Annotated in this window: 23 protein-coding genes; 7 read left to right on the plus strand and 16 right to left on the minus strand. The window is 55.5% G+C overall.

Annotation, left to right across the window (positions count from 1 at the left end; all coding sequences use genetic code 11):
• Window positions 1-86: 86 nt before the first annotated feature.
• The 11 genes from ACT3TR_RS00565 to ACT3TR_RS00615 form a co-directional block, all read right to left on the minus strand.
• Window positions 87-1,382 (minus strand): adenylosuccinate synthase, encoded by a 1,296-nt coding sequence (locus tag ACT3TR_RS00565; protein WP_193062496.1) that lies wholly within the window; start codon window positions 1,380-1,382, stop codon window positions 87-89.
• Window positions 1,382-2,578: an ATP phosphoribosyltransferase regulatory subunit gene (locus tag ACT3TR_RS00570; RefSeq protein WP_444625866.1), complete on the minus strand. Its 1,197-nt coding sequence runs from the start codon at window positions 2,576-2,578 to the stop codon at window positions 1,382-1,384. Before ACT3TR_RS00570 ends, ACT3TR_RS00565 begins: the two co-directional genes overlap by 1 nt.
• A gap of 200 nt (window positions 2,579-2,778) precedes the next feature.
• The gene (gene hflC / locus ACT3TR_RS00575) at window positions 2,779-3,675 is read right to left on the minus strand and encodes a protease modulator HflC (RefSeq protein WP_193062492.1); all 897 of its coding nucleotides are present in this window, start codon (window positions 3,673-3,675) and stop codon (window positions 2,779-2,781) included.
• Complete coding sequence (hflK, locus tag ACT3TR_RS00580; protein ID WP_193062490.1) at window positions 3,676-4,980, minus strand: FtsH protease activity modulator HflK; 1,305 nt, start codon at window positions 4,978-4,980, stop codon at window positions 3,676-3,678.
• A 148-nt stretch (window positions 4,981-5,128) separates the two neighbouring features.
• Window positions 5,129-6,439: a ribosome rescue GTPase HflX gene (gene hflX, locus ACT3TR_RS00585; protein WP_444625867.1), complete on the minus strand. Its 1,311-nt coding sequence runs from the start codon at window positions 6,437-6,439 to the stop codon at window positions 5,129-5,131.
• A gap of 37 nt (window positions 6,440-6,476) precedes the next feature.
• Window positions 6,477-6,725: an RNA chaperone Hfq gene (gene hfq / locus ACT3TR_RS00590; RefSeq protein ID WP_007114649.1), complete on the minus strand. Its 249-nt coding sequence runs from the start codon at window positions 6,723-6,725 to the stop codon at window positions 6,477-6,479.
• Window positions 6,726-6,862: 137 nt separating this feature from the next.
• Window positions 6,863-7,801 (minus strand): tRNA (adenosine(37)-N6)-dimethylallyltransferase MiaA, encoded by a 939-nt coding sequence (gene miaA, locus ACT3TR_RS00595; RefSeq protein ID WP_444625868.1) that lies wholly within the window; start codon window positions 7,799-7,801, stop codon window positions 6,863-6,865.
• 77 nt (window positions 7,802-7,878) lie between these two features.
• On the minus strand, window positions 7,879-9,813 hold the full coding sequence (gene mutL / locus ACT3TR_RS00600) for a DNA mismatch repair endonuclease MutL (RefSeq protein ID WP_444625879.1): 1,935 nt from the start codon (window positions 9,811-9,813) through the stop codon (window positions 7,879-7,881).
• Between the two features lie 32 nt (window positions 9,814-9,845).
• Window positions 9,846-11,312, minus strand: a complete 1,467-nt coding sequence (locus ACT3TR_RS00605) for an N-acetylmuramoyl-L-alanine amidase (RefSeq protein ID WP_444625869.1) — start codon at window positions 11,310-11,312, stop codon at window positions 9,846-9,848.
• Complete coding sequence (gene tsaE, locus ACT3TR_RS00610) at window positions 11,303-11,818, minus strand: tRNA (adenosine(37)-N6)-threonylcarbamoyltransferase complex ATPase subunit type 1 TsaE (RefSeq protein ID WP_193062482.1); 516 nt, start codon at window positions 11,816-11,818, stop codon at window positions 11,303-11,305. Before tsaE ends, ACT3TR_RS00605 begins: the two co-directional genes overlap by 10 nt.
• 11 nt (window positions 11,819-11,829) lie before the next feature.
• The gene (locus tag ACT3TR_RS00615) at window positions 11,830-13,302 is read right to left on the minus strand and encodes an NAD(P)H-hydrate dehydratase (RefSeq protein WP_444625880.1); all 1,473 of its coding nucleotides are present in this window, start codon (window positions 13,300-13,302) and stop codon (window positions 11,830-11,832) included.
• A gap of 200 nt (window positions 13,303-13,502) precedes the next feature.
• Between ACT3TR_RS00615 and queG the strand changes: the two genes are divergently transcribed.
• Window positions 13,503-14,624, plus strand: coding sequence for a tRNA epoxyqueuosine(34) reductase QueG (gene queG, locus ACT3TR_RS00620; protein WP_444625870.1), 1,122 nt, complete (start codon window positions 13,503-13,505; stop codon window positions 14,622-14,624).
• Between the two features lie 4 nt (window positions 14,625-14,628).
• Here queG and orn read toward each other — a convergent pair whose 3' ends face one another.
• Window positions 14,629-15,222 carry an oligoribonuclease gene (gene orn / locus ACT3TR_RS00625; RefSeq protein ID WP_444625871.1) on the minus strand — a complete coding sequence of 198 codons (594 nt, stop codon included), beginning with the start codon at window positions 15,220-15,222 and terminating at the stop codon, window positions 14,629-14,631.
• A gap of 167 nt (window positions 15,223-15,389) precedes the next feature.
• On the opposite strand from orn, the gene rsgA reads away from it, so the two are divergent.
• The 3 genes from rsgA to asd are packed head-to-tail and all read left to right on the plus strand — an operon-like array spanning window position 15,390 to window position 18,129.
• A complete protein-coding gene (rsgA, locus tag ACT3TR_RS00630) occupies window positions 15,390-16,409 on the plus strand; it encodes a small ribosomal subunit biogenesis GTPase RsgA (RefSeq protein ID WP_096280891.1) in 1,020 nt (339 codons plus the stop codon).
• An 18-nt stretch (window positions 16,410-16,427) separates the two neighbouring features.
• Entirely contained in the window at window positions 16,428-17,270 is an 843-nt protein-coding gene (locus ACT3TR_RS00635) for a sulfurtransferase (protein ID WP_444625872.1), read from the plus strand.
• Between the two features lie 10 nt (window positions 17,271-17,280).
• A complete protein-coding gene (gene asd / locus ACT3TR_RS00640; RefSeq protein WP_096280897.1) occupies window positions 17,281-18,129 on the plus strand; it encodes an archaetidylserine decarboxylase in 849 nt (282 codons plus the stop codon).
• Between the two features lie 9 nt (window positions 18,130-18,138).
• Here the strand turns inward: asd and ACT3TR_RS00645 are convergent, their stop codons facing one another.
• Window positions 18,139-18,807 carry a TetR/AcrR family transcriptional regulator gene (locus ACT3TR_RS00645; protein ID WP_193062476.1) on the minus strand — a complete coding sequence of 223 codons (669 nt, stop codon included), beginning with the start codon at window positions 18,805-18,807 and terminating at the stop codon, window positions 18,139-18,141.
• A 214-nt stretch (window positions 18,808-19,021) separates the two neighbouring features.
• On the opposite strand from ACT3TR_RS00645, the gene ACT3TR_RS00650 reads away from it, so the two are divergent.
• Both ACT3TR_RS00650 and ACT3TR_RS00655 read left to right on the plus strand, forming a co-directional pair.
• Window positions 19,022-20,161 carry an HlyD family secretion protein gene (locus ACT3TR_RS00650; RefSeq protein WP_444625873.1) on the plus strand — a complete coding sequence of 380 codons (1,140 nt, stop codon included), beginning with the start codon at window positions 19,022-19,024 and terminating at the stop codon, window positions 20,159-20,161.
• A gap of 38 nt (window positions 20,162-20,199) precedes the next feature.
• Window positions 20,200-21,708: a DHA2 family efflux MFS transporter permease subunit gene (locus ACT3TR_RS00655; protein WP_444625874.1), complete on the plus strand. Its 1,509-nt coding sequence runs from the start codon at window positions 20,200-20,202 to the stop codon at window positions 21,706-21,708.
• 13 nt (window positions 21,709-21,721) lie between these two features.
• On the opposite strand, the gene epmA is transcribed toward ACT3TR_RS00655, so the two are convergent.
• Both epmA and efp read right to left on the minus strand, forming a co-directional pair.
• Window positions 21,722-22,702 carry an EF-P lysine aminoacylase EpmA gene (gene epmA / locus ACT3TR_RS00660; protein ID WP_444625875.1) on the minus strand — a complete coding sequence of 327 codons (981 nt, stop codon included), beginning with the start codon at window positions 22,700-22,702 and terminating at the stop codon, window positions 21,722-21,724.
• Between the two features lie 80 nt (window positions 22,703-22,782).
• Window positions 22,783-23,349 (minus strand): elongation factor P, encoded by a 567-nt coding sequence (gene efp, locus ACT3TR_RS00665; protein WP_096280910.1) that lies wholly within the window; start codon window positions 23,347-23,349, stop codon window positions 22,783-22,785.
• A 99-nt stretch (window positions 23,350-23,448) separates the two neighbouring features.
• On the opposite strand from efp, the gene epmB reads away from it, so the two are divergent.
• The gene (gene epmB, locus ACT3TR_RS00670) at window positions 23,449-24,459 is read left to right on the plus strand and encodes an EF-P beta-lysylation protein EpmB (RefSeq protein ID WP_444625876.1); all 1,011 of its coding nucleotides are present in this window, start codon (window positions 23,449-23,451) and stop codon (window positions 24,457-24,459) included.
• Between the two features lie 171 nt (window positions 24,460-24,630).
• Here the strand turns inward: epmB and ACT3TR_RS00675 are convergent, their stop codons facing one another.
• Window positions 24,631-25,782 carry a hypothetical protein gene (locus ACT3TR_RS00675; RefSeq protein ID WP_444625877.1) on the minus strand — a complete coding sequence of 384 codons (1,152 nt, stop codon included), beginning with the start codon at window positions 25,780-25,782 and terminating at the stop codon, window positions 24,631-24,633.
• Between the last annotated feature and the right edge of the window lie 116 nt (window positions 25,783-25,898).

Below are 25,898 nucleotides of genomic sequence, written 5' to 3' on the forward strand. Positions count from 1 at the left end.
GTCCGCTGTTTTAAATATAAAAAAGGGGCAATTTAATTGCCCCTTTTCGCATCCTCCAGCTTACGCTCAGCCGGCGCTACCCACCATTAGCTTGTGAAGGGATTACGCAATACGATCGTTTCCATGCGGTCCGGGCCGGTGGAAATGATATCGATGCTGGTGCCTACCTGCTGCTCAAGATAGCTAATGTAAGCACGTGCATTGGCGGGCAAATCTTCTACTCGCTTAGCACCCAGGGTCGACTCCTTCCAGCCCGGTAAGTCTTCATAAAGCGGTTCGATGGCTTCAAAGCCCTCTGAATCCACCGGGTTATCCATCACATCGCCATCTTTGCTGCGGTAACCAACGCATACACGGATATTTTCCAACCCGTCTAATACATCAAGCTTGGTCAAGCAGATACCGGAGACGGAGTTAATTTGCACCGCGTGGCGTAGCGCCACAGCGTCAAACCAACCACAGCGACGTGCACGCCCAGTGGTAGCGCCAAACTCATGACCGCGCTCGGCAAGGTGGCGCCCGTCTACGTCAAAAAGCTCAGTCGGGAATGGACCAGAGCCCACGCGCGTGGTGTATGCCTTAGTGATACCAAGCACGTAATCCAAATACAGCGGGCCAACGCCAGAACCGGTTGCAACCCCACCAGCGGTCGTATTGGAGCTAGTAACGTAAGGGTAAGTACCGTGATCGATATCCAGCAGTGAACCCTGGGCACCTTCAAACAGAATGTTCTCACCGGCCTTACGCAGGTCGTGCACCATGCTGACCGTATCGCATACCATCGGGCGCAGCTCTTCAGCCATCTGCATGGCCGAGTCGAGTACTTCTTGAAAATCGACTGCCGGTTCGCCGTGGTAATTAACTAGCACAAAGTTGTGGTAGTCGAGCACTTCTCCCAGCTTAGAAGCGAAACGCTCGCGGTGCAGCATATCGCCTAAACGCAGGCTACGGCGCGCCACCTTGTCTTCATAGGCGGGGCCAATGCCGCGGCCGGTGGTGCCAATCTTAGCGATACCACGGGCTTTTTCACGCGCCTGATCCAAACGTACGTGGTACGGCAAAATTAGCGGGCAGGCCGGCGAAAGGCGCAGTCGCTCACGCACTGGCACGCCCTTGGCTTCCAGCTCACGGATCTCTTTGATCAGCGCTTCTGGTGAAAGCACCACGCCATTGCCGATCACACACTTTGTGCTTGGGCGTAGAACACCTGAAGGGATCAGGTGAAGGACGGTTTTTTCACCGTCGATGACCAGCGTATGGCCAGCATTGTGGCCACCCTGAAAACGTACCACGGCAGATGCGGACTCGGTTAGCAGATCAACGATCTTACCTTTGCCCTCGTCACCCCACTGGGTGCCCAGCACTACGACATTCTTACCCATTATGATGCACTCGTCTCTTGTGTCAGGGTCGCTGGCTGCCAACGACCATCGATAAGCTCAAGACAGCGGTCACAGTCGTGCTCCGCCGGCCCAGTACGCTGCCCAGGCAGCGCTTGAATCACGCGTTCGCCCTGCTCACGCAGCGCGACAATGGCAGCGTTGAGCGACTCATCCTGATTAGCAGGCGCCCAAATGCTACCGCGACTAGGCGATGCTAACGCCAGCGAGGCTAGCTGTTTCAGATCCATAGAGAAACCCGTGGCCGGGCGCGCACGGCCAAAGGCCCGACCAGTATCGTCATAGCGTCCGCCTTTGGCGAGCGCATGCCCATAGCCAGGCACGTAGGCGGCGAACATCATACCAGTATGGTATTGATAGCCACGCAGCTCAGCCAGATCAAAGTACAGCGACACGTCAAAGCGTGCGAGCACCCCTTGATAAAGAGCATCCAGCTGATCCAATGCCGCCGTTACCGTGGCGGGCGCGCCCGCAAAGCGATCGCGCGCCTGATTTAATACATCCGCCCCGCCGTGCAGCTCGCCAAGTGCCAGCAGCATCTCGGCCAATGCCGGCTCTGAGACACTCGCCTGCACAACGTCCGCCAGTTGGCCGGGAGACTTTAGTGCCAGCGCATCAAAGAGCGCTCTTTCTTGCTCATTACTCAGCGCCGCCGCCTCAACAAGGCTACGATAAATACCGATATGCCCCAACGCTAGATGAATTTCTTCAGCGCCAGCAGCCTTTAAGCTGGCCAAGGCGAGATAAATAATTTCACTGTCGGCATCGAGACCCGCATGACCAAAAAGCTCTGCACCTACCTGCACTGGGCTTCGCCCGCCCTGATGCTGATCAGCCTTAGCGCGCAGCACATTAGTACAATAGCATAGCCTCACCGGGCCCTGGCGTCTTAATGAGTGGGCATCCATACGTGCGACTTGCGGCGTAACATCCGCCGAAACCCCCATCATACGGCCCGTTAGCTGATCGGTCAGCTTAAAGGTCTGTAGATCAAGGTCCGTACCGGTACCGGTGAGCAAAGAGTCTAAAAACTCTACCGGTGGTGGCATTACTTGTTCATAGCCCCAGCAATGGTAAAGATCAAGCAGCGCACGGCGCAGTTCTTCCATACGGCTTGCCTGAGGCGGAAGCACCTCATCCATGCCGTCGGGCAGTAGCCAGCGGTCAGCGATGGTCATGTAAACAATCCTACAGACGATGAAGGCCCAACAAATTCAAGCAGTAACGGCTCAAGACCGTTAATGCCGCTCGCATTAAATGAGGGCCACAAAAAAACCGGGCGACGCCCGGTTAACAAATTCTATCACGTTTATTGGCTAGGTGAACCCCGCCTGGACGTCAACCAGCCAAGACGAGGAGCACCACAACCATCGGCGAATTATTCGCCGCTGTCGTCACCACTTTCCGGCTCAGCGCTGCGCAAATAGCGGAAGAAGTCACTATTAGGTTCTAAAACCATCAAATTGCCATCGCCAGCGAAGCTTTCACGATAAGCATTCAGGCTACGCCAGAAAGAAAAGAACTCCTGATCTTGACCATAGGCTTCGGAGAAGATCGCAGCGGCCTGCGCATCACCCTCACCACGTAACGTTTCAGAACGTTCGTTAGCCTGGGCAAGCAAGACCTGACGACGACGATCCGCATTAGCGCGAATACGCTCGGCCTCTTCTTGACCCTGTGCACGCCACTCGCGCGCCTCACGCTCACGCTCAGAACGCATACGCTCAAAAACAGCAGCGGAAACGTCGTCAGGCAAGTCGATTCGCTTAATACGAATATCCCGAATGGCCACGCCCAGCTCTTCACGCATCAGCTCATCAAGCTCAGCGGTTGGCCCAACCATCAAGTCATCACGGCGTTCAGCGATAATCTCTTGAAGATTAAGGCGGCCGAACTCGTTACGCAGGCTTTCATCAACGCGAGGCTGAATCAAGCGAACGGCCATCAATTCATCGCCAGCCGTTGCTTCGTAGTAACGGGTGGGATTAATGACCTGCCATTTCACATAGGAATCTACGATGACCGCTTTCTGCTCAAGCGTCAGATAGCGACTGGTATCGGTGTCCAATGTCAGTAAGCGAGTGTCAAACTTACGGATCGTCTGGGCAATGGGCACTTTTGCGTGCAAACCAGGCTGAATATTTTCTTCAATGACCTCACCAAAACGCAATTTAACAGCGCGTTCGGTTTCGTCAACGACGTACAAAGTGTTGCTCGCAAGCCATGCGACTGCGGCTAAAACACCCACCACTAGCAAGGATCGATTATTAATCATTTACCGGCCCTCCCTGCGGATGGAGCTACTATTGCTATTGCCTGAAGAGCTGCTCTGAGTGCTGCGTAAACGCTCAATCACGTCAGGGTCTAACTGCTCTTGGCTGCTATCACTATTGCTATTAGACGATGAGCCGGTTCGATTACCACCACCGCTACCGCCACGCATCTGATCTAGCGGAAGATACATCAAAGGCGCGTTCTCACTGACGTCTAAGAGCACTTTCGGCGTACTGCTGAACACGTCTTCGATTGTGTCTAAGTACATGCGCTCACGCATGGTCTCAGGCGAGTTACGGTACTCGGTCAACAGCGAGTTAAATCGGTTGGCCTGACCTTGCGCCTCGGCAACAACCGATTCGCGATAACCTTGACCCTGCTCTACCACACGCTGCGCCTGACCTTGGGCCGCAGGAATGATAGCGTTCGCATAAGCCATCCCTTCGTTAATCGTACGCTGGCGATCCTCACGAGCGCGGATAACATCATCAAAGGCATCGATAACGGGCTCAGGCGCAGTGGTAGACTCAATGTTAATGGTTTGCAGACGAATACCGGCACCATAGTTGTCGAGGTAAGACTGCAGACGACTAGAGACAGAGCTGCCCAAAATCTCACGCCCAGAGGTAAGAATATCGATCATATCGGTACCGCCGACCACGTGACGCAGCGCAGAGTCCAGCGCGTTCTCAATCGAAATGGCGGGATCACGAACGTTTAGTACAAAATCGCGAGGATTAGCGACTTGGTACTGCGCCGAAATTTCCACTTCTACAATGTTTTCATCGCGCGTCAGCATCGACTGCATTTGTGTCAATGAGCGCACTCGCGTCACGTTAACCATGCGCACTTCATCTATCAGCGGTGGGTTCCACTGAAGGCCTGGATCGACGATACCCTGGAACTCACCGAAGCGCAGCACAACGCCACGCTCAGATTGGTCAACTAGGTAGAAACCCATGGCAGCCCAGATAGCCAACGCAACAACAATCAGTAGGCCGGGTAAAGCAAGAGGATTACGGTTTTTACCGCCACCGCCCCCATCACTTTTTTTACCGCCGCTCTTCTTGCCACCGCCAAAGATGCCGCTCAGCTTTTCCTGGAATTTCTTCAGCGCTTCATCAAGGTCAGGCGGGCCTTGGTTATTGCCCCCTTTATTACCATTGTTGTTGCCGCCACCGTTATTGCCGCCATTATTGCCACCGTTACTGCCATCTTGGCTTCTGTCGCCGTCGTTTCCACCTCGTCGGCCACCGCTGCTCCACGGGTCGTGCTTGTCCCCACCACCAGGCTCATTCCAGGCCATACATCGTCTCCACTAAGAAATTCACTAACGGACGTGACTCCATCGGTAAGAGAAGCCGTCGCGTTTTGATATTATTGCTATATAAATCTTGTCTCATTCTTATGCGAAACAGAAAATCGGCAGTGCACTGAACATCTTAATAGCAAGACTACCACTCATCGGTTTCACGTAGTGCTTTAGGTAAATACGTATTAGCGCGCTCGCCCAATTGCGCCATCAGCTGATTAAAATCACGCCGAGGCAGACGCACACCCAATACAGAATGACCCTGTTCGTCAAAAGACTCTGTGCGAACGGCATTAAGCTCATGCAACCCTGCACGCAGCTTACCTTGCTCAGGACTGAGTGTCAGCGAAAAGCCAATGACATCGTTTGCCAATCGCTCGCTGAGCGCCTCATGCAGAAAATCAAGGCCTTGCCCTTCCTGCGCCGAGAGCCAAACGACTTCCGGCACGCCTTGGCCATCACGTTCTATGCGCGGCGCGCTGCCCAGCCTATCTATTTTATTCATAACCTTGAGCACCGGCACATCATCAGCACCGATCTCTTTTAACACTAACTCTACCTGCTTAACGTTGAGTTCGCGGTCAGGGTCGGCAGCGTCAATGACATGCACCAGCAGTGACGCTTCAGACGCCTCCTGCAGCGTTGCCTGAAACGCCTCAACCAACTTATGTGGCAAATGGCGAATAAAACCAACGGTATCCGCCATAACCACAGGGCCTACGTCTGCAATCTCAAGGCGCCGTAGCGTCGGATCCAGCGTGGCAAACAGCTGATCCGCGGCATACACATCGGCATTGGTTAACGCGTTAAACAACGTTGACTTACCAGCGTTGGTATAACCCACTAACGAGACGCTGTGGATTTCAGCGCGAGCACGGGCGCGGCGATTCTGATCGCGCTGACTACGCACCTTATCAAGCCGTTTATGAATCGATTTAATCCGACCACGCAAAAGGCGTCGGTCAGTTTCAAGCTGAGTTTCACCCGGGCCACGCAGCCCAATACCGCCTTTTTGGCGCTCTAGGTGTGTCCAGCCTCGCACTAAGCGAGTGGACATATATTCAAGCTGGGCAAGCTCTACCTGCAGCTTACCTTCATGAGTTCGTGCCCGCTGCGCAAAGATATCGAGAATAAGACCGGTACGGTCTAACACTCGGCATTTGAGCTCTTGCTCAACATTGCGCTCTTGAGAGGGGCTTAAGCTATGGTTGAAGATAACCAGTTCTGCTTCATGAGCCGCAAGCAATGCCCGCAACTCTTCCAACTTACCGGATCCAATAAACGTGCGTGAATCTGGGCGATGTCGGCTAGCAGTGAGTAGAGTCGCAGGCTCTGCACCAGCAGAGCGCACGAGCTCTAAAAACTCACCCGGGTCTTCACGTTTTTGTTCATCATGGAAATCAACGTGAACAAGAACTGCCGTTTCACCGGCGTCTGGGCGTTCGAAAAACAATCAATACCTCGTGGACTCTCTTGCTTATCCAGCGGTGTTAAATCTCTGCATCCTGCTCTGCCGGATCTTGCGCAGGCAAACGTACATTGCGAGAAGGCACAACCGTGGAAATAGCGTGTTTATAAACCATCTGGCTGACGGTATTACGCAATAAGATAACAAACTGGTCAAACGATTCAATCTGGCCCTGCAGCTTAATGCCGTTGACCAAAAAGATTGAGACCGGAATGCGCTCCTTGCGCAAAATGTTCAAGTAAGGGTCTTGAAGGGACTGCCCTTTGGACATGTTGCTCTCCCTAAAACTGTCGTTGGGGTTAATTATCAATGGCGCGCCCTACTGGTGCTACGCCGCAATCTTGTTGCCCGAAAGGCCAAGCCAACTGGCCGCTCGAAAACACACATTCACTAGATCACCATCTTACGCTAAGCACTGCTTTCACGCACGATTTTCAGCACCTTATCCATCAAGTCATCACGCTGCGAATCTATCCACGTTAACTCTGGCCAGCTTCTTAGCCACGTCAATTGACGCTTAGCAAGCTGGCGCGTTGCTATGACACCCCGCTCAACGAGAGTGGCATAATCGTACTCGCCATCCAGATATTCCCAGACTTGGCGATAGCCAACGCTTTTCATTGCAGGCAGGCCTGAATGTAAGTCATTACGCTTTTTGAGGGCGGCGACTTCATTTATCAAGCCTTCACCCAACATTAGTTCAAAGCGCTGCTCGATACGCCGGTGCAAGAAGCTGCGATCGTTAGGCGCTAATGCTATCGACAGCACCCGCCATGGAAAGGTTTCCGACTGCTGCTCGGCCCAAAGCTCACTCATAGGCCGTCCGCTGGCGTAATAAACCTCCAGGGCACGCATGATGCGCTGAGGATCATTAGGATGAATGCGCTCAGCGGATAGCGCATCAACCTGTGATAAGCGCTTATGGAGCGCCAAAAGCCCCTCCGCCTGGCACTGATCCTCAAGCTGCTGACGGATCAACGAATCCGCTGAGGGAAGATTGGCAACGCCCTCAATCAGTCGCTTGAAATACAGCATGGTGCCGCCCACCAGCAGAGGCACCTTGCCAGCCGCGCTAATTTGTCGCATGTGCGCCAGCGCATCTTCACGAAAATCAGCGGCCGAATAAGGCTCTGCGGGGTCACGAATATCAATCAAGCGATGGGGCGCACGGGCGAGCTCTGCAGCACTCGGCTTTGCGCTGCCAACATCCATGCCGCGGTAAACCATGGCTGAATCAACGCTAATGAGCTCGTGCCCTAAGCGCTCATGCAACGCTATAGCGGCATCGGTTTTACCCGCAGCCGTAGGGCCCATCAAAAAAATCGCCCAAGGGCGCGTATCAGCCATGCGCAGTTGAAACTCCCGATTAAAAAAGGCGCCTTAGCGCCTGTTGAACAAACCATCACTGGCCAAGCGAGTAGCGGCTACTGACCACGTAGAAATAAACGATCAAGCGCCTTTAGGCCCATTTGCGTCCAGGTGGGGCGGCCGTGGTTACACTGGTCGCTGCGCTCGGTGCGCTCCATATCGCGCAGCAATCCATTCATTTCATCAAGAGTAAGCCGCCGATTGGCGCGCACGCTACCGTGACAGGCCATCGTGGAAAGCAGCTCATGCAGCCGTGCCTCAACCTGGTGAGTACGGCCATAGCGGGCGAGCTCCTCCAGCATCTGACGCACCAGCGTTTCAGGATCAGCCTGCGCCAGTAGCGCTGGCATCTGACGAACCAGCAGCGTCTCTGGCCCGGCAATATCAAGCTCAATACCCAGCTTGGCAATCGCCTCCTGCTCGCTCTCGGCCGTCGCCACCTCCGCCCCACTGGCAGCAATAGAAACAGGTACCAGCAGCGGCTGAGCATCTAAGCCTTTCGCGGCTGCCAGCTGTGTTTTCATGCGCTCGTAAACAATGCGCTCATGAGCAGCGTGCATATCCACCAGCACGAGCCCCTGCGCATTCTGCGCCAAAATATAAATACCGTGCAGCTGGCCTAGCGCAAAACCAAGCGGCGGCGGCGCTGTCGGATCGTCAGCCGGCATTGCCAGCGGCACTTCTCGCACTTCGCTAGCACCATGACTGCCGCCCATTGCGCTAGCGCTTAGATCAGTCGGGCCGCCGGACTGCGGGGTCAACAGCGTTTCTTCATGATTGGGGTGAAGGGCCTGATAGCCCTGCATAAAGCGGCGCACGCGCTCAGCGCCCGGATGACGATCCGGCGAGTGGGTAAGCGCAATCCCCTGCTGCTGCCAGCGCGGCTGCTCAGCGTTTTCCGCTATGCCCTCTTGCTGATGACCGCCATCGCTCTCATTCGCCTCATTGCCGTCGGCATCATGATCAGCCGCGGGCTTAGAAAACGCCAGGCAATGGTGCAGACTCGAATACAGAAAATCGTGCACCATACGGCCATCACGAAAGCGTACTTCATGCTTGGTCGGATGAACGTTGACATCGACAACGTCAGGATCAAGCTCAAGATAGAGTACAAACACCGGGTGACGGCCATTAAACAGCACATCACGGTAAGCTTGGCGCACCGCATGTGCGACTAGCCGGTCGCGGACCACACGCCCATTCACAAAAAAGTATTGCTGATCGGCCTGCGAGCGTGAATGAGTAGGCAGCCCCACCCAGCCACTTAACCGCAGGCCGCCCGCCTCGCGTTCAATATAACGAGCATGCTCAATAAAGTTCTTACCTAGCAGCGACGCAATTCGACGCTCCCGGGCTGCGACAGAGTGCCCCGAAGGCAACTGATGAATGACTTTCTGATTGTGCCGCAGCACCCACGTGATGTCGTAACGCGACAGCGCCTGTCGGCGAAACGCCTCTTCTACGTGAGCAAATTCTGTCTTTTCGGTACGCAAGAATTTACGCCTGGCAGGCGTGTTAAAAAACAAATCGCGCACACCAACACTAGTGCCACGGGGATGCGGCGCTGGAGTAACTCTAGCCTCCATCCCACGTCCCTCTGCCACCACTCGCCAGCCATGGCGAGGGTCATCCTCAGCGTTAGAGATCAGCTCTAAGCGTGAAACCGAGCTGATAGACGCCAACGCCTCACCCCGAAAACCTAACGAGCTAACGCCTTCCAAGTCTTCCAGGCTACCGATTTTACTGGTCGCGTGGCGCGCCAAGGCCAGCGGCAAATCCTGCTCACCGATGCCGATACCATCGTCACGCACCTTGATGAGCCGCGTACCCCCTTGCTCAATATCGACATCAATACGCTGGCTGCCGGCATCAATGGCGTTTTCTATCAGCTCTTTGGTTACCGATGCAGGGCGCTCAACGACCTCGCCAGCCGCAATCTGGTTGGCCAAGCGCGGATCGAGCACATGAATACGCGATGCGGTAGCGGTTATATCAGTCAACACAGCACCTCATAAACAGCACCTCATGAGCTGGGAATCTGTAGTACTTGGCCAACGCGAATGGCGTCACCGTTTAAGTCATTGGCTTGGCGAAGCTGGCCCACTGGCACTCCGTGGCGTACGGCAATCGCCGACAGCGTATCGCCAGACTGAATGCGGTACTCATTACCTGAAGGCCGGCGCTGGTTATCACGCTGCCAAGAAAGCAAGCTGGCGGGCGGCGGGTAGCGCTCAAAATGCTCGCGCAAGCCGCCAAAAATAGCCTGTGACAGCCCCGTTTGATGCACTGGGTCACGTAAGCGACGCTCTTCATCAGGGTTGGAAATAAAGCCAACTTCAATCAATAGTGACGGAATATCCGGCGATTTGAGCACCATAAACCCGGCCTGCTCGACGCGTGTTTTATGCAGTTGATTGACTCGGCCAAGCTGTTCCAGCACCTGTCCACCGATAGATAACGAATCGTTCAACGTGGCCGTCATGGTCAAATCTAGCAGTACGCCACGCAGCACTTGGTCCTTATCACGCAACGAAAGACTGCCATCAACGCCGCCGATAAGATCAGAACGGTTTTCGCTATCGGCCAGCCACTGCGCGGTTTCCGAGGTTGCCCCGCGTTGAGAAAGCGCATACACCGAGCTGCCTTGAGGACGCGGACTGGTGAAGGCATCGGCATGCACGGAAACAAAGAAATCGGCTTTTTGCTCGCGAGCCAGCGCTGTACGCTGACGCAGGCCTATGTAGTAATCACCGTCGCGTGTCAGTACCGCCTTGAACCCTTCGGTGCTGTTCACTTCAGCGGCTAAGCGCCGGGCAATTTCAAGCACGACGTCTTTTTCACGGGTACCTGAAGGACCAATGGCGCCTGGGTCTTCGCCGCCGTGCCCTGCATCGACTGCAATAATAATATCTCGACGCGGATGCGGCCTGGCTTCCTGCACTTCGGTCGGCGGGCTTGGCACAGGCGGCGATACGACACCCGGCACCTGCTGCTGAGCGATCGCACGCTGAGAAGACTGAATTTCCTGATCCCGAATCATTGCTTCAATCGGGTCAATGGGGTTTTCAACGGCACTCTCACCAGGATACTCAAGGTCAACAACAAGACGATGTCCGTATTGATCGTTCGGCGTTAGAGTGAAGTGGCGCGGCTCTATCTCGCGATTAAGCTCAAGCACTACCCGCAAGCCACCACCGTCGCGCAGCCCTGAACGCACTGATGTGATGGCACTGTCATGAAGCGGCAGCGTACTGGGATCAGTATCCATTTGCGTATCGTCTAAATCGATCACTAACCGCGCGGGATTTTCCAACGAGAAGACATTGGCATTCGCAGCAGCCGACAAATCAAACACTAGGCGCGCATGATCAGGTGCCGCCCATAAACGCATACTCTCCACGGTGGCCGCCTGGACATTGACAGCCACTAAGGTAAAAAGCCCCGTGGCCAGCAGACGGCATGCGCGCGCTACTGCGCCCTTCATTTCCATTGAATCACACCATTCTCCAGCTGGTCGGAACGAACCTGACTTATTTCACTCACTTGGCTTTGTAATAATGCCAGCACAAGCCTACCTTTATCACTGCACGCCGTTAATGCGGCCAAACGCCCGTGAGCAGCTACCTCTAGCGCTAAGCGAAGATCAGGTGCAGGCAACCACCCCTCGCCACGACTGGGCCACTCGACAATACTAAGGGCATCGTCGGCCAGCACATCGCGACCACCGATAAATTCAAGCTCCTCTGGATCAGACAGTCTATACAAATCCAGATGATACACCCGCTGAGATCCTATCTCGTAAGGCTCTACAAGCGTATAGGTAGGGCTTTTTACGGCCCCTAGATAACCATAAGCACGCAAAATGCCGCGTGATAGCGTCGTTTTACCGGCGCCTAACTCACCTTCAAGATATACCAGCCCGCGGCCTTGCAAAGCATGCCCTAGCGCTTCGCCAAAAGAAACCTGGGCATCTTCATTGTCTAATTGCACCTGCATGTGGGCTGCCTTCAAGGATTAATCAATTTTCGCGCATAGGATGCCAGATCGCTGGCCAGCAGGCCACGCTCACCTTCTTGCTCAGCCGCACGATCAGCGGCTAACGCATGCACCATCGTGCCAAGCCAAGCGCTGAACTCAACCTCGCCACGCTGGGCAATCAGCCCGCCCAGCATGCCGCTTAGCACATCGCCCATTCCACCGCTGGCCATGCCTGGATTGCCATACGGGCAAACGACTAGCCCCGCAGGGCCAGCGATTAAGCTGCCTGCGCCTTTTAATATCACCACGCCGCCGCGTGCTCGCTGCAGCGCCTGAACAGCGGCGGGCCGATCAGCCTGGATATCGGCCACTGTACATCCCAGCAGCCTTGCGGCTTCGCCGGGATGCGGCGTCAAAATCCAGTTATCCCTACGCACATCAGGCCACTGGCGCGCCAAAAGATTCAAAGCGTCGGCATCGATGACCAGCGGCGCATCCGCTTGCAACGCGCTTTGTAGCACGGCCTGTCCCCAGGCCGCCTGCCCAAGCCCGGGCCCCACAACGACAACATCTGCATTGTGGGGCAACTCGCCGGCCTCAGCACCACCGCGCACCCCATGCGCCATCACTTCAGGGCAGCGCACCAGGCTGGCAGAGATATGTTCGGGCGCCGTTGCCAAACTTACTTTCCCCGCCCCCATGCGCGCAGCCGCCTGACACGCCAACAAAGCGGCCCCACCAAACCCTGGCGCGCCCCCCATCACCAGCACGTGGCCCATTGTGCCTTTATGACTAGTGCGCAGGCGCGGTGTAAAAGCGCCTGCTAAAAGGGATTCATCCAGCCGCCAAGCGGTGGGGGGAATATCAAAATATGCCTGGGCTTTAACACCCAGTGAGCGAAAATCAATCTCGCCGGTGCAGGCCGGCGCATCGCCCGTGTGTAAACCGACCTTATCGCCGATAAAAGTCACCGTGCAGGCAGCGTTAACAGCGACACCGGGCATAGCACCGGTATCGGCTACCAGCCCAGAGGGAATATCAATCGCCAGTACCGGTCGACCAGCCGCATTGATCATTTCAATGACACGCTTGAAACGCCCTTCTACTGCGCCATTCAAACCGGTCCCCAGCAGCGCATCAATGATCACTTCGCCCGTTAACGCAATGCCCGCATGCCACTCTTCGCAGCCAACACCCGCCGAAGTTGCCAGCTCTGCCGCGCGGGCCGCGCTACCGCTCAGTTCATCAAGAGGCTTAAGCGTTATCCGCTGAACCTTTAAGCCGGACTGCATGCCCAGCGCCGCGAGCACGTGACCATCGCCGCCGTTATTACCATGGCCACACACCACCGTTAAACTGCGCGCTTGCGGCCAGCGTGAGCGGAAACAATGCCAAGCACTGGATGCAGCGCGCTGCATTAATGCAAAGCCATCAATACCGCCGGCAATCGTACGTCGATCAAGCTCGCGCACCTGGGCGGCTTTATATAGAGGGCGTAGCATGGAAGTATTCGGGACCGTCACGATCTCTCCTTTCACGTATTTTGATGGCTGCCAATGCGTTAGCATAGCGCGCTTATAGCCTTGCCGTAGACTGACGGCCGCTTTGCTGGCGACTGCTTAACTTGCGTTACTAGACTGACGACGACCTGACTATATTATTTAACTCACTCTCTATTTGATTCACTATTTATTGACTAACTATGCCGGATTCCACTGCCGTTAAACGTTCTAGCGATGCACTGACTGACGAAAAGCTTGCTCGCCTTGCCGACCTGATAAAGACCTGGGGGCAGGAGCTCGGCTTTCAGCAAGTCGGCATCACCGATACTGAACTGTCTGCCCACGAGGCGCATCTCGACGCATGGCTAGAAAAAGGCTATCACGGCGACATGGGCTTTATGGCCAAACACGGCACCAAACGCACGCGACCTGCACAGCTAGAACCTGGCACCCAGCGCATTATCTGCGTCCGAATGGATTACCTACCCCCTGAGGTAGAAACCACCAAGGTGCTTGGCCAGCCCAGCAAAGCCTACGTATCGCGTTACGCGCTGGGGCGTGATTATCACAAGCTAATCCGTAAACGGTTAGCCCTATTAGCAAAAAAAATTGAGCAGGAAGTCGGCGCGTTCGGCTACCGCGCGTTTGTTGATTCAGCGCCAGTCATGGAGCGCGCTTTGGCCCAAAAAGCCGGACTGGGCTGGTTTGGCAAAAATGCCATGCTGCTCAATCCCAAAGCAGGCTCGCTGTTCTTTCTTGGCGAACTGTATACCGATCTACCGCTGCCTATTGACGCCCCCTTTGAGCATGAGCACTGCGGCAGTTGCAGCACCTGTCGTACCGCCTGCCCCACCGGCGCCATCGTTGACGACAAAGTGGTCGACTCACGCAAGTGCATCTCATATCTCACTATTGAACTGCATGACGCGATTCCAGTGGAGTTTCGCCGCGCCATGGGCAACCGGATTTATGGCTGTGACGATTGCCAGCTAGTCTGCCCTTTTACTCGCTTCACTCGCATTACCCAAGAAGATGACTTTGCACCGCGCCATGATTTAGACCGCGCAACGCTGATCAGCCTGTTCGCCTGGGGCGAAGCGGAGTTCCTGGACAAAACCGCGGGCAGCCCCATCCGGCGCATTGGCTACGAACGCTGGCTGCGTAATGTCGCTATTGGCTTAGGCAACGCACCCTGGAGTGACGCCGTTGAGACAGCCTTATGGGCGCGGCGTGGCTTTCCCAGTGCGCTCGTGCGCGAGCACGTTGCCTGGGCACTGGAGGAACAGCACATCAAGCGTGGCGAGCTGATCGCCACCGCCTAAATGGCTACTCTTTTTCGTCGCGGCGCTGATCAACGCGTAAGAAGGTCGTGCGATAGTGGGCCAGTTCAGCAATAGACTCTTTAATATCGTCCATTGCCAGGTGCACGTTGCGCTTACTAAAGCCCGCCAAGGCGCCTGGATTCCAGCGTTTAGCCACTTCTTTCAACGTCGATACATCCAGATTGCGATAGTGAAAAAAGTTGAGCAGCTCAGGCATTTCACGCTCTAAAAAACGCCGATCCTGATGGATACTATTGCCACACATCGGTGACGACCCCGCCACGGCGTAGTGTTTTAAAAATGCCAAAGTTTGCTGCTCAGCGTCTGCAGTTGCCACTTGACTGGCTTTCACCCGAGCGACCAAACCCGATGCACCGTGAGTCTTCTGATTCCAATCATCCATTTTCGCTAGCAGGCTGTCGGGCTGCTTTACGGCCACAACAGGCCCTTCTGCCACTACGTTCAAATCCGCATCGGTAATCAGCGTAGCCACTTCAATAATGCGCTCTTTGTTAGGATCTAAACCGGTCATTTCCAGGTCAATCCATATCAATAGGTCATCGCGGGGCACGGCGGTCTCAGTCGTATCATTACTCATTGGGTTCATCCCTTTGCCAAAATAGCCGTTATCAGCGTGCAATTATGGCGTAAAGTCAGTTTAAAATCAGAATAGTGCCTTAAATCGCATTGCCAAGCAGCCCATGCAGGACAGCTTGGCTACTTGATAGGTACAATGGCCGCTATTGTACTCAGCATCAGGTGGACATGAGCAAACGCAAATTAAGTCGCCAGCAGCAGTGGCGAGTCGACAAGGTTCAGGCAGAACGCGCCCAACGTGCTGAGAAGCGCGATGTGCAAGACGCTGAAAAGCTCTCTGCTGGCGAATACGGTGCCGAACAACCGGGCCGAGTCGTTGCTCACTTTGGGCGTACCCTAGAGGTGCGCAATAGCGATAATGAACCGGTGCGCTGCCACTTACGCGCCAACCTAGACGGCCTGGTCACCGGTGACCGCGTGATCTGGCGTGCCGGGCAAGAAGGCTCTGGCGTCGTGGTGGCGCGAGAAGAACGCGACAGCGTACTCAAGCGCCCCGATGCCCGAGGCCTGCTGAAACCGGTGGCAGCTAATATTGATCAACTGCTGATTGTGTTTGCCGTGGAGCCCGCGCCCCACGCTAATTTAATCGACCGCTATCTCGTCGCTGCCGAAGCTACCGGCATTGCGCCAGTTTTGGTCCTCAACAAAACGGACTTACTGCCCGAGGATGGCGGCGAACTGGGTAAACTTTTGGAGCGCTACAGCGCTTTGGGCTATCCGGTCGTGCGCACCACCACTGCCACAGACTCGGGGCTTAATGAGCTGCGCAGCCAGCTTGAGGGACGCACATCGGTATTTGTTGGTCAGAGTGGTGTGGGCAAATCATCGCTCATCGACCTGCTGTTGCCAGATGAAACCCTGCGCATTGGCGCGCTCTCGGAAGACTCCCGCAAAGGCACACATACCACCACGACAGCGCGCCTTTATACGATGAGCCGTGAAGAAGTGGCCGACGGTGATTTAATCGACTCACCGGGCATTCGCGAGTTTGGCCTGATTCACCTCAACGAGCAGGAAGTTACCGACGGCTTTATTGAGTTTCACGCCTTTATTGGCCATTGCCGCTTTCGTGACTGTCGTCACCGCGCCGAGCCCGGCTGCGCGCTACTCGAAGCCGTTGAGGCCGGCAAGATCCATCCCGCCCGTTTCGCCAGCTATCGACGCATCCTTGATAGCCTGGATGGCTAACGTTTACAGGAGTTACCCATGAGCACTGAAAGCCCATCGTCAGAAGCCAATCTTTTTTCGCTGATCGTAGAGCCCGAACAGCTTCAGGAACACTTAAACGATCCTCAACTGCTGATTATCGACGTGCCTGTTAATGGCGATAGCTATCGTCAGGGCCACGTGCCAGGGGCTGTTTTTCTCGATTTTCGCTATTTAATGCGCGGCGAAGGACCGGTACCCAACGACGTTCCCAGCGTTGAAGCACTGTCCCGCCTGTTTAGTGCCCTAGGCCTAACACGCGATACCCACGTTGTGGCTTGCGATGATGAAGGTGGTGGCTGGGCAGCACGCCTTCTTTGGACGCTAGACCTGATCGGCCATACCCGCTACTCCTATCTAAATGGCGGCATTCATGCCTGGCGCGACGCGGGGCTTGAAGAAAGCACCGAATCGAAATCGCCAACGCCCAGCGACTACCAGGCTGACATTCTTAATCCGCACGCCCTGATTACGTGTGAAGAGATCAAGTCAAAGCTGGGCGATAGGCAGTTCGCCGTATGGGATGCTCGCTCGCAAGGTGAATATGACGGCAAGCGGGGCAACAACAAGCACCTGGGTCATATACCGGGAGCGGTGAACATGGATTGGCTGCAGGCCATGGATCGCCATCGCGCTTTGCGTATTCGTGATTATGCCGAACTCATCACTGAGCTGGGCGCTCTGGGCCTAACGCCGGATATGGAAGTGGCGACCCACTGTCAAAGCCATCATCGCAGCAGCTTTACGTGGCTGGTAGGCAAAGCACTGGGCTTTAATATGCGCGGCTACGCTGGCTCTTGGGGCGAGTGGGGCAACCGCGACGACACACCGATTGAGAAGTGAACCGACCACCGTGACCGTTTCCCAAAAAGCTTTTTCGCTACTTCAATACCCGCTGCCACACCACGCGCTTTCGCGCCTGACGGGGCATTTCGCTCAATGCGACAACCCCTGGGTGAAAAATCACCTGATTAAAGCGTTCATCAAACGCTTTAATGTGGATATGAGCCAAGCCTTAGAGCCCGATCCTAGCGCCTACGCAACCTTTAACGACTTCTTCACCCGCGCCTTAAAGACAGATGCACGCCCGCTGGGCGAAGGCATACTAAGCCCGGCCGATGGCACGCTGTCGCAATACGGGCGCCTGCAGGCGGGTCAGCTAGTCCAGGCCAAGGGCCACACTTACTCGGCTCAGACGCTGCTGGGTGGCGATACCGCCCTGGCTGAAGAGTTTCTCGGCGGCAGCTTTGCCACCGTTTACCTTTCACCACGGGACTACCATCGCGTACATATGCCGGTAACCGGCACGCTGCGGGAAATGATTTATGTCCCTGGAAGGCTGTTCTCCGTGAATCAAGCGACGGCCACTTACGTGCCGGGGTTATTCGCGCGTAATGAACGCTTGGTGTGTATTTTTGACACCGAGTACGGGCCGCTCGCGATGGTTTTAGTCGGCGCGATGATTGTTGCGGCGATTGAAACCGTTTGGTCCGGGCAGGTCACGCCGCTGTCGGGCCAGCCCCAGCGCATGCAATTTGGCCAACCTATTACGTTAGCCAAAGGTGCTGAGATGGGACGCTTCAAACTCGGCTCTACGGTGGTGATGTGCTTTGCCAAGCCCGTAAGCTTTGACGAATCGGTTCAAACCACGGCGGTTCAGATGGGCCAATCCTTGGGCACTACTGAAGGCCTCAAGAAATAGCCATCGACATTAGGCCTGCGGGCGGGCAACACCAGCGAGAAATATGTCCACGCAGCGCTGGGCACGGGCATTACACTTTGCCTCGTCAAGCTGCAGGTCGCGGCCTAGTAAGGCGTCGATATGCCACTCGCCAAGCAACATGCCCATGAAAATACCGGCAGCCTCACGGGGCTCTTCAAGCGCTAGGCGGCCACCTTCAACCTGATCACGCAGGTAGCAGGCGAGCGCTTGGCGTGTGTGATCAGGGCCGCGGGCCAGGAACATCTCGCCAAGTTCAGGGGCTCGCTCGGCCTCAAATGCTAGCCCTCGCACCAAACGAATCACGCCTGCATCAAATACCAGCATCAGCATGCGACGCCCCAGCTCGTAAAGCACCTGCTCGGGGGCCTGCTGATCCCGACGCCCCTCTTCTAGCACGGCCCAAGCAGTGGCGATATGCCGCTCCATCGCCGCCGTAAACAGCCCCTCTTTATTACCAAACTGCTTGTAGAGCGTTGCCAATGAGCCACCTGCACGAGCAACCACTTCATTAACACTGGCGCCCGCATAGCCCTGCTCGAGAAACACATCTCGCGCCGCGTCTAGCAAGCGTTCACGACGCGCCACCCCGCGCGACGTCAGCATCACATCGCTTTTGTTAGCATCATCGGCCGAGTCTTTCATAATTGAGAGAGGCATCCACACTCCAATATAGAGGCATGCTAAAAGAGCATTAATTATACAGACGCTGCGCTAAACAGTTATTTTTTACGCTAGTCATGTAATGTAGCATTCATTACACTATATATCCTCACAACCTTTCCCGCCTGCGTTCAGCATGTCACTTCTCGCCATTGAGCAGTCTTTTCGGGGTGATAGCGTTTCTTAGGGATGACATCGTTAAGGAGTGTCCATGTCGGAAAATGGCAAGCAAGAAGCTCATACCGGTAAAAAATCTAAGGGCAAGATACTAGCTGTCATCATCGTCTTAATCGCGCTAGGAGCGCTGATTTGGTGGGGCGTCGGCTGGTGGCAGACCGGGCGTTTCATGGCAGAAACCGACAACGCCTACGTGCGCACCGATAGTGTCGCCGTGCGTGCAGAGCTGTCAGCACGCGTCGCGCAAGTGGCTGTGCATGACAACCAAACGGTGAGCCAAGGCGATCTACTCATACGTCTGGACGATGCCAGCTATCGCGACCAGTTGGCTCAAGCTAGAGCACAACAAGCGGTGGCCGCCGCATCAATCGTTCAGTCACAGCGTCAGATAGCCTTACAGCAGGCATCTATCGACCAGGCCAATGCCCAGGTAGATGCCGCCGAAGCCGATGTCGGCCAAGCTCGCCAGCACCTTGAGCGCTCGTCTTCTCTTGCCGCCAGCAACTATGGCTCTCGCCAGCAAAACGAGGACGATCAAACCACGCTCAGGATTGCTGAGGCCAACCTGGCTCAGACCCGCGCCGCGGTTATCTCGGCCAGGCGTCAGCTGGAGGTGGCCGAAAGCGACGTGACCCGCGCCGAAGCCAATCTGGATGCTGCAGGCGCTGATTTCGACTATGCCCAACACCAGCTCGACAAAACGCGTATCGTCGCGCCGCGGGCGGGCATCATCGGCAATCTTCAGGTGAAGGCCGGCGCGCTGGCGCAGCCATCCCTAACCCTGCTGCAACTGGTGCCCATTGAATCAGCCTACGTAGCGGCTAATTTTAAGGAAACCCAACTTGAGCGGATACGCGTCGGTCAGCCGGTCAATATTCATTTAGATGCCTACCCGAACATCACATATCAGGGCGTGGTCGACAGCCTATCCCCGGCCACGGGCACTGAGTTCAGTCTGTTGCCTCAGGATAATGCTACCGGCAACTTCAATAAAATCGTGCAGCGCGTGCCCGTCAAGATTCGCTTTACCGGCCCACAAGATGCGTTAAATCTACTGCGTGCAGGGCTTTCGGCGGTGCCGGAAATCGATACTCGCAACCTTGAGCCAGGCAACGACACAGGGGTTGCCCACGTAAATACCCCGGGTAGCACCCAGGAACGCCGCGACTTATGAGCGAGGCAGCAGGAAGCCCGTCCACAGGCGTTAGCGACATGCCATCCTGGCGCCAGCGAGTCGGTTTTATTGCCGCGGTGTTTGGCATGTTTATGGCGATTTTGGATATTCAGATCGTCGCCAGCTCGCTAAACGAGATCCAGTCAGGTCTTTCGGCTAGTGCAGACCAGATATCCTGGGTGCAAACCTCTTATCTGATTGCAGAGATAGTGATGATTCCGCTATCGGGTATGCTGATGCGGATTCTTTCAACGCGCGTCGTCTTCACCCTTTCCTGCGCGGGCTTCACCTTGGCAAGCCTTGGCTGCGCCATGGCTACTTCAATTGAACAACTTATCGTACTGCGTGCCATTCAGGGCTTCATGGGCGGCGCGATGATTCCCATTACGCAAGCGGTCAGCTTCTCGATCTTTCCTCGCCGGGTGATGGGCAGCGTACAGGCAGTCATTGGCATGGTGGTGACCATGGCGCCTTCAATTGGCCCCACGGTGGGCGGCTACATCACTGAAGCCCAGAGCTGGCACTGGCTATTCTTAGCCAATATCATTCCGGGAATACTGGTGTGCTGGGCTTCATGGAAGTTTCTAGATATCGACAAGCCTAATCACGCGCTGGCCCGCAAGCTTGATCTTATCGGCCTGGCCCTGATAGCGGTGTTTCTAGGATCACTTGAGTTCGTCCTTGAAGAGGGCCCGGGCGACGACTGGTTCGCCAGTGATCGTATCGCTATCTTCAGCGTGGTGTGCCTACTGGCGGGCGTGTGGTTTTTTACTCGTACATTGCGAAGCGATCACCCGATTGTCGACTTGCGCGCTTTCGCCAACCGCAACTTCGCGATCGGCGCGGGAATGGGCTTTATTATCGGCATTGCACTGTATGGGCTGGTTTATATCATGCCGCTGTTCTTTGGCTACGTACGCGGCTACTCAAGTCTACAGATCGGCCAAGTCATGTTTGTCACCGGGGTAACGATGTTCCTGTGTGCCCCGATCGTCGGCCAAGCGACTAATCATCTAGACCTGCGCGTGATGCTATTTTTCGGTTTACTGCTGGTAGGCGTGGGCACCATGATGAACAGCAATCTCACCGTGGAGTCGGGGTTCTGGCAGTTCTGCTTGCCGCAGATTGTGCGCGGCATGGGGCTGATCATGTGCATCATTCCGGCCTCGCGAATCGCGCTAGGCACCCTTCCACCCAGCGAAGTGGGCAACGCCAGCGGGCTCTTCAACGTGATGCGCAATTTAGGCGGCGCCATGGGGCTTGCACTGCTTGATACGGTGCGCGATATCCGCGAGGACTTTCACTGGAATCAGCTAATTCCGGCCATCGATACCGGCCGAGAGGTGGTGGTGACGGAAATCGCCAAGTATGAAGCCATGCTCAGCGGATCGGTACCTGATGCCTACCACGCGGCCGTTGGCTTGCTCGCGCAGCGGGTCTCACAGCAGGCCCAGGTGCTGGCCTTTAACGATATTTTTACGTGGATGGGCCTGATCTATATCGCCACGGTGCCGCTGGTGTTTCTACTCAAACGCATCAAGGCATAAGACGTATGCCGCCCTAACAATTGGGTGTTGAAAATGCGAGCACGTCTTCCAGGCGTGCCTTTCCCAGCGCCAACTGAATAAGACGGTCGATGCCCAGCGCCACGCCAGCCCCCTCGGGCATACCGTGCTCAAGCGCGGCCAGCAGGTTCTCGTCAATATCCACTTCCGGCAAGCTTAAACGACGCCGCTCGGCGTTATCATCATTAAAGCGCCGGCGCTGCTCTTCTGCATCGGTTAGCTCATCGTAGCCATTGGCCAGTTCAATACCCTTAACATAAAGCTCAAAACGAGACGCCACCCACTCGCCATCCGCATCCTGATGGCGGCGAGCCAGCGCCGCTTGGCTGGTAGGGTAATCGGTGACCACGCTAAGCTCCTGCTGGCCAAGCTGAGGCTCAATGACCATGCTCATCAATAAGTCCAAACAGGTATCACGCCCTTCATCGGCCAAGGCATGAGCAGACATTTGCCCCCGCTCTGAGGCCAACGCCCGCAGTTTTTCCAGCGACGATGTAAAGGGGTCGACCGCCAGGTGGGTATGAAACAGCTCGCGGTAACGATAATGCACGATGCCTTCAGGAACTGCTGGCAGCAGAGCCATAACCAGCGCCGCCGTTTCTGCAATCATCTCATTGAGCGAGAACTGAGGCCGATACCACTCAAGCATGGTGAACTCGATATTATGCCGCGCACCCACTTCACCATCGCGAAAACTTCTGGCTAGTTGAAAAATCGGCCCACTGCCGGCAGCCAGCAGTCGCTTCATATGAAACTCAGGCGAGGTTTGCAGCCAAAGACGGCGCTGCCCTCGGTCAGTCCGTGCCAGGGTATTCAGTGAGACCAGATGCACATCCGTGCTGCCGCCCTGCCCTAACACCGGCGTTTCGACTTCTAGCACATTACGCACAGCAAAAAATGCCCGCACGCTGGCCATTAAACGCGCACGCTCGCGCAATGTTTCGATAGACGCTGTGGGGTGCCAATCAATGGCCATTACGACTCCTAGGGCAAGGCACGAAAAAAAGCCACGCTCGTTGCGTGGCCTTTAAATCATATCATCGGCAGCAAAACTGATTAAGCGCGCGAGACGTAATCGCCGCTGCGCGTATCAATTTTTAGCACTTCACCACGGTTGATAAACAGCGGCACGCGTACCACGGCACCCGAGGTAAGCGTTGCAGGCTTAGAGCCGCCCTGGGCCGTATCGCCCTTCAAGCCAGGGTCTGTTTCGACGACTTCCAGCTCAATGAAGTTGGGCGGCGTAACAGAAATAGCCTTGTCGTCCCACAACGTAATGGTATAAGGCACCTGCTCCTTAAGCCATTTTGAGGTATCGCCTAGGGCTTTCTTTTCCACGGCATACTGCTCGAATGAGCCATCGGTCTTCATGAAGTGCCACATGTCACCGTCGGTGTAGAGATATTCCATCTCTAAATCCATGACATCGGCGCCTTCCAGCGAGTCACCGGATTTGAACGTCTTCTCACCCACACGGCCAGTCATCAGGTTACGCATTTTAACGCGGTTAAACGCCTGCCCTTTACCTGGCTTGACCAGCTCGTTCTCGACAATCGAACAAGGGTCGCCGTCGAGCATTACTTTCAAACCGGCTTTGAATTCATTGGTAGAATAGTTCGCCATATCGCCTCTCAATTACCTATTCTTAGCTACGTGGTCTGCGAAGCCGCGGCTTCACGCTTATGATCAGTGCGTCGCATGATAACCCGAAGGAGGGCTTTTTTGCAGGAGAACATCATTATTGCCGCGTCTAAGACGCCCCTGACTTGGCAACAGCAACTTTCTATGGCCATTCGCGACCCGCAGGTGCTGTGCGACCGGCTAGGATTAAGCAGCCAGTGGCTAGCAGGCGCACAGACGGGGCATGCGCTGTTTGACGTGTGCGTGCCCGATGCTTATCTCAACAGAATAGCGTATGCCGATCTAAACGATCCGCTGCTACGCCAGGTTCTGCCCGTCGATAAAGAGGCGCTTACGCCCCCAGGCTATGTGGCTGACCCGCTGGAAGAGAGCGACCATCAACCGGCAAAAGGGTTAATCCACAAATACGCTAGCCGTGTACTGTTAATTGCCAGCCCGACCTGCGCGATCAACTGCCGCTACTGCTTTCGCCGTCACTTTCCCTATAGCGACAACGCCCCTTCGCGGGCGCAGTGGCAAGAAGCGCTCGACTATCTGCGAGCAGATACGTCGATCCATGAGGCGATTCTTTCCGGGGGCGACCCGCTGGCTGCCAATGACCGCCAGCTAGCATGGCTGGTTGATCAACTTGAGGGCATCCCGCACATTAAACGGCTACGCGTTCACACCCGCCTGCCGGTGGTGATACCTGACCGAGTTGACGACGCCTTATTGGCATGGCTAAGCAATACGCGGCTACAGAAAGTGATCGTCTTGCACATCAACCATGCCAACGAAATTGACCAAGCCGTGATAGATGCCTGCACGCGCTTGAAGCAAACAGGCGTGACGCTACTTAACCAGAGCGTGCTGCTGCGCGGCGTGAACGACAATGTGACGACGCTGGCCACTCTCTCCGAGCGCCTGTTTGAAGCAGGCATACTGCCTTACTACCTGCACGTATTGGATCCGGTGCAGGGCGCGGCGCATTTTGATGTGGCGGATAACGAAGCAAAGGAGCTGATCGCCGAGCTTCGTGATCACTTGCCCGGTTTTTTGATGCCACGCCTAGTGCGGGAAATCCCCGGCAAAGGGAGCAAAACGCCGCTTTAATATCGCGGCACTCATCTGCCGGATCGACTTTTAGCGCATTACTACCCACTCACAGCGGGAAGATTTTCTGAAAAACAGATCTCCATTGCCGTCGGGGCGGGCTCTGGGTGATCACCATGTCCATCACGCCTTCGATTAACATGCCTCGGGTATCGGGAGTCAGCCCATGGCCTATGAAGCTGGCGTGATGATCTCTTTGCTTTTTCGCGCACTGATATTGGTCGTGGCCACAAACCTTGAAAAGCAAAATCGCAACAGCGGCATGAGAAGCCATAAAACAGGTACCAGTATCCAGCGCCAAACAAAGCGCACCATCAGAAGAACCGGCAGCAGCACCAACAGCCAGATGACAAACTGCCCCAGCCATACTGGCAAGCTGAGCCATTTCGCCACATTGGCTCCCAGTGCACTTACCAGCGACGGATGGCGAACCACCACATAAGCAGTGCCAGCAACCGCCGCCACTTTGGCCATACGTGGCAGGCTGGCAAAGCGCCCACCACCTGCCGCTAAACCTGAGCGTAATCCAGAGCGAGCTCCCTGTGCCTCAACACTGCTTAGACGTGCGCCTCGCGCAACACCCCCTGCCCGCAGAACCTTAACGGTGCTCGCCATCAATAACAGGTCTACGCCCGCCCAACCTATGTCCGCGACACCAATCGCTTCATCACGACGCCATTGATTTTCCAGATTACGTAGGCCGCTGGTAAAAAAATCGCTGAGACCCGCCACGACCCGCTCACCTTGGAGCCAGTGCACATCGCCCGCGCTATCCACCACAAACTGATTGAGCAAGCCATGACCTTCAGCTTCCAGTAAGGCAATGCCCATTTGGCCTCGCCGGTATGAGCTCCAAACGGAGGCTTCTGTTACCTCGCCCTGTCGCTGCGCCTGTTCAGCATCCTCATTCCACCAGCGGCTCAACTGTTGGTAGTGCTCACCCACCCAATGCTGAGCACGCAGCGTGGCGATATCATTATCGCGATAATAGGTAATTGGCAGTACGGCATCGGGACCGAAACGTACCAGCACCTGCTGAAACTCAGGCAGTGCGGCATACTCAAGTAACGCAACACGGGCGATATCGCCATAACGCATGATGGCCATCTGGGCGTTCATCCAGAGCGCCTGATCGCTTGCGCAGTGAAGAAAAACTGCGTTGAGATCGGCCGACTCTTGGGCCAGCGAATCTTCAATGGAAGGTAGTGTGCGCTGCGCTTCAAGCCGTACTAGTCGTGGTTCAAAGGCCTCACTGGAGGCTAGCGCCGATAGCCCGCCCGCCAATACGGTCGCTATCGCAAGCATTGTCAAAAAGATACGCATACTTCGCTCTTCTTATTGGGCAGAGATTGCCATTGTAGCGCGCTCGCTCATCCACAAAGTTAACTATTAAGCAGCGTTTTTAGCATTACCTATCATTTCTGGCGACCCAAACCGAG

Origin of the sequence: Halomonas sp. AOP12-B1-6 (genome assembly GCF_052379225.1) — a bacterium.
GTDB classification, from domain to species: domain Bacteria; phylum Pseudomonadota; class Gammaproteobacteria; order Pseudomonadales; family Halomonadaceae; genus Vreelandella; species Vreelandella casei.

What these genes read in the sequence shown, in the direction of transcription:
- ACT3TR_RS00565 (WP_193062496.1), bottom strand. Translation starts at nt 1,382, where the DNA reads ATGGGTAAGAATGTCGTAGTGCTGGGCACCCAGTGGGGTGACGAGGGC.
- ACT3TR_RS00570 (WP_444625866.1), bottom strand. Translation starts at nt 2,578, where the DNA reads ATGACCATCGCTGACCGCTGGCTACTGCCCGACGGCATGGATGAGGTG.
- hflC (WP_193062492.1), bottom strand. Translation starts at nt 3,675, where the DNA reads ATGATTAATAATCGATCCTTGCTAGTGGTGGGTGTTTTAGCCGCAGTC.
- hflK (WP_193062490.1), bottom strand. Translation starts at nt 4,980, where the DNA reads ATGGCCTGGAATGAGCCTGGTGGTGGGGACAAGCACGACCCGTGGAGC.
- hfq (WP_007114649.1), bottom strand. Translation starts at nt 6,725, where the DNA reads ATGTCCAAAGGGCAGTCCCTTCAAGACCCTTACTTGAACATTTTGCGC.
- miaA (WP_444625868.1), bottom strand. Translation starts at nt 7,801, where the DNA reads ATGGCTGATACGCGCCCTTGGGCGATTTTTTTGATGGGCCCTACGGCT.
- ACT3TR_RS00605 (WP_444625869.1), bottom strand. Translation starts at nt 11,312, where the DNA reads ATGGAAATGAAGGGCGCAGTAGCGCGCGCATGCCGTCTGCTGGCCACG.
- tsaE (WP_193062482.1), bottom strand. Translation starts at nt 11,818, where the DNA reads ATGCAGGTGCAATTAGACAATGAAGATGCCCAGGTTTCTTTTGGCGAA.
- ACT3TR_RS00615 (WP_444625880.1), bottom strand. Translation starts at nt 13,302, where the DNA reads ATGCTACGCCCTCTATATAAAGCCGCCCAGGTGCGCGAGCTTGATCGA.
- queG (WP_444625870.1), top strand. Translation starts at nt 13,503, where the DNA reads ATGCCGGATTCCACTGCCGTTAAACGTTCTAGCGATGCACTGACTGAC.
- orn (WP_444625871.1), bottom strand. Translation starts at nt 15,222, where the DNA reads ATGAGTAATGATACGACTGAGACCGCCGTGCCCCGCGATGACCTATTG.
- rsgA (WP_096280891.1), top strand. Translation starts at nt 15,390, where the DNA reads ATGAGCAAACGCAAATTAAGTCGCCAGCAGCAGTGGCGAGTCGACAAG.
- ACT3TR_RS00635 (WP_444625872.1), top strand. Translation starts at nt 16,428, where the DNA reads ATGAGCACTGAAAGCCCATCGTCAGAAGCCAATCTTTTTTCGCTGATC.
- ACT3TR_RS00645 (WP_193062476.1), bottom strand. Translation starts at nt 18,807, where the DNA reads ATGCCTCTCTCAATTATGAAAGACTCGGCCGATGATGCTAACAAAAGC.
- ACT3TR_RS00650 (WP_444625873.1), top strand. Translation starts at nt 19,022, where the DNA reads ATGTCGGAAAATGGCAAGCAAGAAGCTCATACCGGTAAAAAATCTAAG.
- ACT3TR_RS00655 (WP_444625874.1), top strand. Translation starts at nt 20,200, where the DNA reads ATGCCATCCTGGCGCCAGCGAGTCGGTTTTATTGCCGCGGTGTTTGGC.
- epmA (WP_444625875.1), bottom strand. Translation starts at nt 22,702, where the DNA reads ATGGCCATTGATTGGCACCCCACAGCGTCTATCGAAACATTGCGCGAG.
- efp (WP_096280910.1), bottom strand. Translation starts at nt 23,349, where the DNA reads ATGGCGAACTATTCTACCAATGAATTCAAAGCCGGTTTGAAAGTAATG.
- ACT3TR_RS00675 (WP_444625877.1), bottom strand. Translation starts at nt 25,782, where the DNA reads ATGCGTATCTTTTTGACAATGCTTGCGATAGCGACCGTATTGGCGGGC.